The organism is Pseudoalteromonas sp., assembly GCF_041629635.1.
Taxonomy (GTDB): Bacteria; Pseudomonadota; Gammaproteobacteria; order Enterobacterales; family Alteromonadaceae; genus Pseudoalteromonas.
Genome location: NZ_JBFKMX010000150.1, coordinates 1 through 8,407, shown reverse-complemented (window position 1 = coordinate 8,407; position 8,407 = coordinate 1). Strand labels below are relative to the sequence as shown.

Annotated in this window: 9 protein-coding genes and 2 tRNA genes; 5 read left to right on the top strand and 6 right to left on the bottom strand. The window is 37.2% G+C overall.

Going from position 1 to position 8,407, the window contains the following annotated elements:
* Window positions 1-117: 117 nt before the first annotated feature.
* Together ABYD77_RS16145 and ABYD77_RS16140 are read right to left on the bottom strand one after the other, a co-directional pair.
* Window positions 118-202: transfer RNA gene (locus ABYD77_RS16145), tRNA-Tyr, on the bottom strand.
* Window positions 203-513: 311 nt separating this feature from the next.
* Window positions 514-598: transfer RNA gene (locus tag ABYD77_RS16140), tRNA-Tyr, on the bottom strand.
* Window positions 599-710: 112 nt separating this feature from the next.
* On the opposite strand from ABYD77_RS16140, the gene ABYD77_RS16135 reads away from it, so the two are divergent.
* Entirely contained in the window at window positions 711-1,220 is a 510-nt protein-coding gene (locus ABYD77_RS16135; RefSeq protein WP_372771138.1) for a VC2046/SO_2500 family protein, read from the top strand.
* A gap of 133 nt (window positions 1,221-1,353) precedes the next feature.
* Here the strand turns inward: ABYD77_RS16135 and ABYD77_RS16130 are convergent, their stop codons facing one another.
* From ABYD77_RS16130 to ABYD77_RS16120, 3 genes are all read right to left on the bottom strand, one after another.
* Window positions 1,354-1,779, bottom strand: a complete 426-nt coding sequence (locus tag ABYD77_RS16130; RefSeq protein WP_372771137.1) for a YchJ family protein — start codon at window positions 1,777-1,779, stop codon at window positions 1,354-1,356.
* Between the two features lie 63 nt (window positions 1,780-1,842).
* Window positions 1,843-2,280 (bottom strand): SulA-like leucine-rich domain-containing protein, encoded by a 438-nt coding sequence (locus ABYD77_RS16125; RefSeq protein ID WP_274760025.1) that lies wholly within the window; start codon window positions 2,278-2,280, stop codon window positions 1,843-1,845.
* 83 nt (window positions 2,281-2,363) lie between these two features.
* Window positions 2,364-2,834: a tetratricopeptide repeat protein gene (locus ABYD77_RS16120; RefSeq protein WP_372771136.1), complete on the bottom strand. Its 471-nt coding sequence runs from the start codon at window positions 2,832-2,834 to the stop codon at window positions 2,364-2,366.
* A 143-nt stretch (window positions 2,835-2,977) separates the two neighbouring features.
* On the opposite strand from ABYD77_RS16120, the gene ABYD77_RS16115 reads away from it, so the two are divergent.
* Window positions 2,978-4,267 (top strand): NCS2 family permease, encoded by a 1,290-nt coding sequence (locus ABYD77_RS16115; protein WP_372771135.1) that lies wholly within the window; start codon window positions 2,978-2,980, stop codon window positions 4,265-4,267.
* 59 nt (window positions 4,268-4,326) lie between these two features.
* Here ABYD77_RS16115 and ABYD77_RS16110 read toward each other — a convergent pair whose 3' ends face one another.
* Window positions 4,327-5,340: a CDP-glycerol glycerophosphotransferase family protein gene (locus ABYD77_RS16110; protein ID WP_372771134.1), complete on the bottom strand. Its 1,014-nt coding sequence runs from the start codon at window positions 5,338-5,340 to the stop codon at window positions 4,327-4,329.
* Between the two features lie 118 nt (window positions 5,341-5,458).
* Between ABYD77_RS16110 and ABYD77_RS16105 the strand changes: the two genes are divergently transcribed.
* From ABYD77_RS16105 to ABYD77_RS16095, 3 genes are all read left to right on the top strand, one after another.
* Complete coding sequence (locus tag ABYD77_RS16105; RefSeq protein ID WP_372771133.1) at window positions 5,459-6,532, top strand: CDP-glycerol glycerophosphotransferase family protein; 1,074 nt, start codon at window positions 5,459-5,461, stop codon at window positions 6,530-6,532.
* Window positions 6,533-6,601: 69 nt separating this feature from the next.
* Window positions 6,602-7,672, top strand: coding sequence for a CDP-glycerol glycerophosphotransferase family protein (locus ABYD77_RS16100; RefSeq protein ID WP_372771132.1), 1,071 nt, complete (start codon window positions 6,602-6,604; stop codon window positions 7,670-7,672).
* A gap of 141 nt (window positions 7,673-7,813) precedes the next feature.
* Window positions 7,814-8,212: an adenylyltransferase/cytidyltransferase family protein gene (locus tag ABYD77_RS16095; protein WP_372771131.1), complete on the top strand. Its 399-nt coding sequence runs from the start codon at window positions 7,814-7,816 to the stop codon at window positions 8,210-8,212.
* Window positions 8,213-8,407: the final 195 nt, after the last annotated feature.

The window sequence follows — 8,407 nt, the reverse complement described above, 5'->3', positions numbered from 1 at the left end:
TACCGATTTTGGCAAGTGGTAAAAATGCTATATCCAGAATACAAGAAAGCTGAAAAGTGGCTACAAGAAAATGGATTTATGTTAGATATATTCAAGCAATGATACTTTAGGAAAAAGTGGTGGAGGGGGACGGATTCGAACCATCGAAGGCAATGCCGTCAGATTTACAGTCTGATCCCTTTGGCCGCTCGGGAACCCCTCCACTGAAGTAGGCGCAATATTAGAGAAGCTTTATCTTGCTGTAAAGTATTTTTTAATAATTAGCGTTTAACTGCTCGAAAACCAGTCACAGTAGCTAAATTTCACACAAACATTTTTTTAAATCGATAAAGGCAATAAATTGGCCTCAATTTCAAATAAAGAAACTTGACTTATTAGAGCGTAGAGTTTTTAACTTTTTGGAATTTGGAATTTGGAATTTGGAATTTGGAATTTGGAATTTGGAATTTGGAATTTGGAATTTGGAATTTGGAATTTGGAATTTGGAATTTGGAATTTGGGATAAAAGAGAAGTGGTGGAGGGGGACGGATTCGAACCATCGAAGGCAATGCCGTCAGATTTACAGTCTGATCCCTTTGGCCGCTCGGGAACCCCTCCACGAGAACGAGGCGAATATTAACAAACTAAAAAATTAAGTAAAGGTTAAAGCTAAAGTTTTTTATATTTTTGTCGATAACAGCTTTGTTATTGAACAAATTGATTATTAAAAATGCAAATTGAACAGATCATCACACATGAAGCGCAACTTGGAGAACAACTTTGCCAAAGTGTTGCTGCAGACCGTCAAAGTGATTTTGCATTTTTACTTGCCATGCTTAGTCATGATGCAACCGAATTTTCACAGTTTAATCTTCCGAAAAGTGAAAAAGAATTAGTCAGTGATCCATTACTTGAGTTTGCTAAGCAAGGAGCTGGCCCGAAAAAGCCATTAGCTGTTGAGCCATTTAATGGATTGATAGGTCAACAAAACTGTCAGTTACTAATCGAGCAAGGCTTAAATGCGATTCATCTTAACGAATGCTTGAATCCAGAACCATTCACTTGCAAAAATGATACAAAATACATTTCACCGGTTGTTATCGACAATTGCCCACCTGCAACACAAAAAAAATTAATTGCAGCCAAAAATGTGGCTTTAACAAATAAAAAGATGGATATTGACGGCTTTTATAGCAGTATTGAAAAAAGTCAAAACTACGATTTTGCTTTCGTTGCATAGGCTTAATAATAAGCAAAGAATTAATAACGGTTGAATCACTCTAAAACACACAATTTAAAACACAAAAAAGGCGATAATAGTTATCGCCTTTTTTATTTGTGTGAACCCACTAATTAAAACGGTTATGTGTTAATTATAAAGCGTGGCACTTTTTGTATTTTTTTTCACTACCGCATGGGCATGGGTCATTTCTACCAACTTTTTCCTCAGCGTGTTCTGTAATAGTGCCATCTAAGTAACGCCATTGATTGTCTTCCACTATAAAGTTTGAAGTTTCTTCTAATTGACAATAATAACCATCACACAAATAGTCAGCTTTAAAATGCACTGTTGCTGTGTTATCAACTTCTTCAAAATTATAAACAGTGAGGCCAATAAAGTTTACTAGTTCGGCAAATGCAGCAATATCACGAACACTATTTTCTGCCTGTTTAGAACTTGTATAGGTGTTATGAATATAGTTACTGTTATTTATGCAATATGCACTGTAGCGAGAACGCATAAGTTGTTCAGCATTTTCAGCTTTTGTTTCACCGTTAATAATCGGTAAGCAACACATCTCAAATGCATTAGAATTTCCGCAATAACACATAGTTTCGTTTCGTTAAGTTAAAAAGGTATTTTAGCAAAGTGTAGGTTTAGTCGTCATACCTTTACTTGCAGCAAAATGATAAAAATAGCCATTAAAGTGAGATTGGTTTGCCGCAAGCGAACTTAATGTCACTTCATCTAACATATTTGTCCACGATACAACTGCACCAAAATTTCCGTTTTTAAGCGCTGAGTTAACAACATATTCAATGTTAATTAAATGACGCTTACGAATAATCAAAAGTTTACTGTGATCAATCGATAAGCTTTCTAATAATGATTTGCTTGGTACTGCATCTGGTGCTAATAACAAAGTCCATTTGTTTTCACAGGTATGTTTTTGCAAAATCTCAATCAGAGCAAGTGTCTCTTGAATATCATCTTGCACATTTATTACTTTCAGTTTATCTGACGCGATTTCGCTTATTTCTAACGTTTGCTGTGTTGAAAGGTGCTGAGCTTGTAACATAACGATGCCTGTTTAAATATACAGTGGAATTATCTATACAGTAGTTTATACAGTAATCTGTTTCAAGCGTTTTTTGCTATTTTTTAAACAACTTTTTCATTGTTAAAGATATTGTCATGGATAAGTTCATATAAATCAGCAGCTTGCTTTTTTGCATCAGTAATTTGTTTTGCCTGTAAAAGTGGCTGAAGTTTGCCTATCGCCTCGACAGCTTCAATTGAGCCTTGGCTTTCAGCTAAACATAACCAGGTATATGCATGGTAAACACTTTGTGGCAGCCCCGAACCTTTTGCGAACATCATGCCTAAATAAAATTGTGCTTTGACATGGCCTTGCATTGCGGCGAATCGCATGTATTTTGCTGCACCGACATCATTGCGCGCTTTTGACATCGATACCGAAGTGGCAAATAGTCGTTCGCTGTCTTTTGCGTCAGCCTTAGCGTGCTTTTCACTGAGCTCTTTTTTTATTGCAAGTAACGTAGACAGAATAAGTTGTTCAACTTCCGCTATTGTTAACGCGTCTATTTCTATGGGTTGATTCGTGTTTTCCATGATGCTCCAAATAAAGTGAACTCAAAGTAAGTTTAGAAGCTTTTGATTTTTTCACTTAATTTCGGATCACAATGACTTAAAAATTTAATTTTTTGTATGTCACTGGTATGATCACAGCCCCCTTAAGACACAGTAACGTAATCATGTTTGAACAACTTTTTAAAATAAACCAACAGGGCAGTTCGGTTAAGCGTGAGGTGATAGCTGGCATCACCACATTTGTCACTATGGTTTACATAGTATTCGTTAACCCTGCAATGCTTGCAGAAGCTGGAATCGATCAAGGTGCGGCATTTGTTGCTACGTGTTTAGCAGCTGCGATTGGTTGCTTTATAATGGGGTTTTGGGCAAATTATCCAATCGCACTTGCACCCGGTATGGGCTTAAATGCCTTTTTCACCTACGGTGTTGTACTTGGTATGGGTTACAGTTGGCAAAGTGCACTAGCCGCTGTGTTTTTCTCAGGAATTATCTTTTTACTATTAAGTTTATTTAAAGTAAGGGAGTGGATAATCAATGCGATCCCATTAGTACTAAAACGTGCAATTGCCACAGGTATTGGTGCATTTTTAGCTTTAATAGCGCTTAAAAATTCAGGCATTATTGTGGCAAGCCCTGCGACATTAGTGCAATTAGGTGATATTACCCAAACAGGACCTTTACTTGCGATTATCAGTTTCTTCTTTATCGCAGCGTTTTTGTACCGCGATATTAAAAGCGGTGTGTTGTTTAGTATTTTAGGTGTAACCGCAATCGCATTATCACTTGGCCTAGTTGAATATAATGGCATTGTATCTATGCCACCTTCACTTGCACCAACTTGGATGAAACTCGACTTTGCAAGTGCGCTTGAGCTTTCAATGTTAAGTGTTATTTTTGCGTTTTTATTCGTCGATTTATTTGATACGTCAGGCACTTTAGTTGCTGTTTCACAAAAAGCAGGATTTTCTGACGAAAAGGGCAACATTCCGCGTATGGGAAGAGCGCTTAGTGCAGATAGTTGTGCAACGATTGCTGGTGCAACGTTAGGTACATCCACAACAACATCTTATATTGAGTCGGTGGCAGGTGTTTCTGTTGGTGGTAAAACGGGTTTAACCGCAGTTGTTGTGGGTATTTGCTTTTTACTAATGCTGTTTTTTGCGCCACTTGCAACTATGGTACCTGCTTATGCAACGGCGGGTGCTATTTTGTATGTTGCCGTATTAATGCTACAAAACTTAAAACTGATAGATTGGGACGATATGACAGAAGCTGTACCCGTTGCAGTTGTGTTATTAATGACGCCATTAACCTTCTCAATTGCACACGGTATTGCACTGGGTTTTATTGCTTACACTGCGGTGAAAGTAATGTGTAATCGTGCCGACGAAGTAAGTATTAGTGTTTGGATTCTATCAATATTATTTGTAATTAAATTTGCTGTATTATAAAGCTTAGAAAGAATAAAAAAGGCGCCTCGGCGCCTTTTTTATTAAGAACTTATCGAGTGTTAACCTAATTTGTAGTATTTCATAAGCTTTCTGATCTTATATTTTCTTATCAAATTAAGCGGTTTGCGTTTCACGCCTCTTATCAATAATTCATCAACAGCCTGCAAAATTCGTTCAGCGCTTTTACCATCTTGGAATGGATGAACTTGCTTTATGTAGTTATCTATTACTTCTCGTTGACCATCTGATAATTTGAGTGCTTTATCAATGGCTATGTTCAATTCTGAAGGGTTATCTATGTTGATTAATGCTGCTTGTGGTGATGAGTTATTAAAAGTAACAACGGGTTTACCTATCAATAATGCTTCATCCACAGCGCTAGATGTATCAGAAATCACAATATCAGCTTGTTGGATAAGTGGAATTAAGTTATCACCATTATCGATAATTAAATTGTCATTATTATAGCTGCGATAAAGTTGTTGCCATTCAGTTTTGGTTTTAGAGTGAAACTTAATGACAATTTTGAACTTATTCGATTGAGCCAACAGCGTTATCTGCTCAAAAAGATGAGGTAAAGAAGATAAGCTGGGTGAAAAAGTAGGCGCGTATAGTATTACTGGTTTGTCATTGATGCATTTGGCGTAATCAAAATAAGGGTCCAATTTTGGCCAGCCTGTTTCCACCACACTAAAATATCCATGCTTTTTTGCTAATTGTTGAAAAGGTTCTGTGGTGAGTGGGCCGTGTGTGCAATAGAGATCAAAAAAGCCTCGAATCGCAAAGTGGCCTTTCTTTTTGTATTCTAAACCGTGAAATACTTGTACCTTAGCGCCTGGAATAAAATCAGGTACAACATTGCCTGGTACAAATACCGCATCTGGGTTGTATGCTTTTACTTGTTCAATAGTGGATAAGTAATGCTCTTGTTCAGTTAAGCTGGCGGCATTTACATCATTCCCTGATAAAAACCAAGCCACTTCATCACCACGAGCTAATATTGCAGACTGCAAAGGCCTTAAAATAGCATAGCTATAAGGCTGCATTACAAACATCAAATAACGCTTATTCATACTACTATAAAAAATTCACGAAAAATTGATAGTAACATAGTTAAAACGTCAAAATGTTTATTAATGTCGTTGAATATATCATTTAATGTTAAGTATTATTGGTTGTAACACCTAACGAATGGATCCCGGTGCAGTGCGCAAATACTTATTTTTCATATCTCAAAACTATAGCTATGCTATTTTAAGACCGTTACAACAGGAAATTCTTCGCCGTGGCGATACAGCAGCGTGGTTTTTATGGGGTAATGAAGTAAATGCGAGTTATCTAAAAGAAGATGAATTACAACTTGTTACAGTTGATGAGGTAAAAGCATTTCAACCCGATGCGGTTTTTGTACCGGGTAATACCGTTCCTCGATTTTTTCCTGGGGTTAAAGTTGCTGTATTTCATGGCTTTAATGCTGGGAAAATTAATCGCCGTGGTTTGAACGACCATTTTAATATTCGCCAGTGTTTTGATCTTTATTGCACACAAGGCCCAGACACCACACAAACGTTTGAAAAGCTAGCGAAACAGCATGGTTATTTTAATGTAGTAGAAACAGGCTGGCCGACACTGGACCCACTTTTCAAATCGGTAGAAAGCGAAAATCAAAGCTTAAATATTAAAAGTGATAAGAAAACGGTACTTATGTGCTCAACCTTTTCACGTAATTTAACCTGTGCGCCTCATTTGTTTGAACAAGTTAAAAAACTGAGTGCAATGGGTAGGTGGCGTTGGCTTGTGCAGTTTCACCCCAAAATGCCCAAGCAGATTGTTGAGCAATATAAATCCCTCGAAAGCGAACACTTAACCTTTGTTGAAACCGACAACGTATTACCGTTATTAACACAGGCAGATGTAATGCTGTGCGATACCTCATCGGTTATTCAAATGTTTTTGGTACAAAATAAACCAGTAGTGACCTTCAATAACATCGAGCCACAACCTTACATGGTGAATTTTACAGAGTCTGAATTACTTGAAGAAAAACTGGCATATGCGCTTCAGTTTCCAACCAGTTTACAAAACAGCGTAAGCGATTACATTGAGCAGTTACACCCGTACCGAGACGGCCAATCAAGTACACGTGTACTTGAAGCGGTTGAACAAGTGCTGCAAGGTAAACTTACTACAGAAAAAAACAAACCGCTTAATTTACTGCGCAATTTTAAATTAAGAAAAAAACTTAAATACTGGAAATTCAGCTAAAAAGCTTTTGCCTGATATTAAGTTTTTGTGAGATCATAAAAATGTCACATAAATGATTTAGGCAACGCAATGAAGGTTATTTTCGATATTCAACATCTCTATTATTTACCGCAATATTTACCGGTAATCGATGTGTTTAAACAGCACGATACCGATATTGAGTTAATCGGTTACAAAACAGATGATGAAGATTTAAACCGCATTGTTGAAAAGGCTCTTCAAGAGACTAAATTGTCACTTAAAATTGTGCAAAATTGGCAAGAATCGTTAACACATTATTTAGCTCAAAAAGCTGATTGGATTGTCTTTGGTAATGCTGTATCTGATTTAGAGCAACTGCACGAAGTGAGCAAAACAGTACTGATGCAGCACGGTGTTGGCCCTAAAAGTTGTTACTATGATGTTTCCAAAAATCCTACAACAGTGCGTTTTGTTGAAGGTGAAAAGCGCCTTGGTAATCTTCAAACTATGTTTCCAAGCGGAAATTTTGTAGACAGCGGTTATGCCAAGCTAGATCCTGCGATTAACAACAAAACAGCCACGCGCAGTTTAGCCTCAATGGGGCTTGATAAAACTAAACCTACTTTATTGTATGCACCGACCTTTTACCCAAGCTCAATTGAGTTATTTGCTAAATCATTCCCGGATGATTTTGCCAACTACAATATTATTTTAAAGCCGCATTTTTTCTCGCTCACAAAACCGCGTTATAAAAAGCAAAAATTTTTGTTAGAAAATTGGGCTAAGCAAGACAATGTTTATTTAGCAGGGGTTGAAGAATATAACCTGTTAGAGTTTATGGCGATTTCTGATGTGCTGATATCAGATGCATCTTCCGCTATCTTTGAGTTTGCAGCATTAGATAAACCCGTTATCTGGTGTGATTTTTATAAGCTACGCTGGAGTTACCGTGGCATTTTAGCATTTAGATTCAAAAAGCGTATCGATGAGAGCATTGAGGTCTTCCATCAACTCTGTGAGCGTGCTGCTAATTACAGAGCACTTGCCAAGTGCGTGGCTAATGCAGTTGAAAACCCTCAGGCAAAACACGCAATTCGAGTTGCTATCACAAAAGAATATGTAGGTGATGTAGACGGAAATTGTGCTCAGCGAGTTGTTGATTACCTGATAAAGCACTAATCCTTTTTATACATTTACAAATAGAATGGCTTAGCCAGTATTTTAAGCAGTTTTAGAATTTATTGCTCTCATAGGTCATCTTGGTGTGTACTCGTGATATAGTACGCGCCAAGTTACATATCACAGAACTATTGCATTTTAATGAAAAGAGTTATCACTTTTGGCACCTTTGATGTTTTTCACGTTGGTCATGTGCGAATTTTAGAGCGCGCACGAGAACTTGGTGATTGTTTAATTGTTGGTGTTTCTTCAGATGCGCTTAATTTTTCAAAAAAAGGGCGTACTCCAATATACTCACAAGAAGATCGTAAGAAGATTATTTCATCTTTGCAATTTGTTGATGAAGTGTTTTTTGAAGAGTCATTAGAGCTTAAAGGCGATTATATTGAGCAATTCAAAGCAGATGTTCTGGTGATGGGGGATGATTGGCAAGGCAAGTTTGATAATTTCCGATCGCAATGTGAAGTAGTTTATTTACCTCGCACTCCGTCTATTTCGACTACTGAAATCATAGAAGTAGTTCGCTCTACAGAACGCTAAAAAAAGGCTAACCCAGAGGGTTAGCCTAACGTTCACATGGGAAGAACAATACGTAATTTTTTACATTTAGTTAAAGTGGTAAATCCATTTATCCTGCGTTAGTAACTTTTCTTAGCGCTCAGCAATCACATAACCAAAGCTATTTAATGTTGAGTTATCAAAATGATTTGCTTTAAGTACATTGCCTGTCACTGT

Excerpts from the sequence above, each read along its gene's own strand:
- ABYD77_RS16135 (WP_372771138.1), top strand. The coding sequence starts at position 711 with ATGCAAATTGAACAGATCATCACACATGAAGCGCAACTTGGAGAACAA.
- ABYD77_RS16130 (WP_372771137.1), bottom strand. The coding sequence starts at position 1,779 with ATGTGTTGCTTACCGATTATTAACGGTGAAACAAAAGCTGAAAATGCT.
- ABYD77_RS16125 (WP_274760025.1), bottom strand. The coding sequence starts at position 2,280 with ATGTTACAAGCTCAGCACCTTTCAACACAGCAAACGTTAGAAATAAGC.
- ABYD77_RS16120 (WP_372771136.1), bottom strand. The coding sequence starts at position 2,834 with ATGGAAAACACGAATCAACCCATAGAAATAGACGCGTTAACAATAGCG.
- ABYD77_RS16115 (WP_372771135.1), top strand. The coding sequence starts at position 2,978 with ATGTTTGAACAACTTTTTAAAATAAACCAACAGGGCAGTTCGGTTAAG.
- ABYD77_RS16110 (WP_372771134.1), bottom strand. The coding sequence starts at position 5,340 with ATGAATAAGCGTTATTTGATGTTTGTAATGCAGCCTTATAGCTATGCT.
- ABYD77_RS16105 (WP_372771133.1), top strand. The coding sequence starts at position 5,459 with ATGGATCCCGGTGCAGTGCGCAAATACTTATTTTTCATATCTCAAAAC.
- ABYD77_RS16100 (WP_372771132.1), top strand. The coding sequence starts at position 6,602 with ATGAAGGTTATTTTCGATATTCAACATCTCTATTATTTACCGCAATAT.
- ABYD77_RS16095 (WP_372771131.1), top strand. The coding sequence starts at position 7,814 with ATGAAAAGAGTTATCACTTTTGGCACCTTTGATGTTTTTCACGTTGGT.